The sequence below is a fragment of the Gordonia rhizosphera NBRC 16068 genome (assembly GCF_000298195.1).
Taxonomy (GTDB): domain Bacteria; phylum Actinomycetota; class Actinomycetes; order Mycobacteriales; family Mycobacteriaceae; genus Gordonia; species Gordonia rhizosphera.
In genome coordinates, this window is record NZ_BAHC01000216.1 from 1 (window position 1) to 459 (window position 459).

The 459-nt window shown below is 64.1% G+C and carries 1 protein-coding gene; it reads left to right on the top strand.

Annotated features, from left to right (window positions below):
* Positions 1–17 precede the first annotated feature (17 nt).
* On the top strand, positions 18–419 hold the full coding sequence (locus GORHZ_RS26200; RefSeq protein ID WP_006338443.1) for a DUF4233 domain-containing protein: 402 nt from the start codon (positions 18–20) through the stop codon (positions 417–419).
* The last annotated feature ends 40 nt before the right edge of the window (positions 420–459 follow it).

Consider the following 459-nt stretch of genomic DNA (forward strand, 5'->3'; position numbering starts at 1 on the left):
TTCGGCAAGGAGCCCTCATGACCGACGGTGTGCGCTTCAGTCCGCCGGCCAACGACCCGTGGAAGGGTTTGCGCGGCGTCATGGCGGGGACACTCGTCCTCGAGGTCATCGTCTTGTTCCTCGCGTTCCCGATCGTGGCCAACATCGGCTCGGGACTGACGTGGTTGTCGGGCGGTTACCTCGCTCTCGTGGTAGCCGCCCACATCGTCGCGACGGGACTGCAGGGGCGTCCGTATGCGCTGAAACTCGATCTGGCGCTACAGATCCTGGTGATCGCGGGCGGATTCCTGCACTGGTCGATCGCGGTGATCGGCGTCATCTTCGGGTGCGTATGGGTCTACATCGCCTACGTGAAACACGATGTCGAGGTCCGCATCTCCAAGGGGATGCTGCCGGGACAGGAACCGCTCGACACCTGATCGCCTCGGGTGTTGCGCGACCGTGACCGTTCCAGCCTCG

Coding starts and splice junctions, on each gene's coding strand:
- GORHZ_RS26200 (WP_006338443.1), top strand. CDS start 18: ATGACCGACGGTGTGCGCTTCAGTCCGCCGGCCAACGACCCGTGGAAG.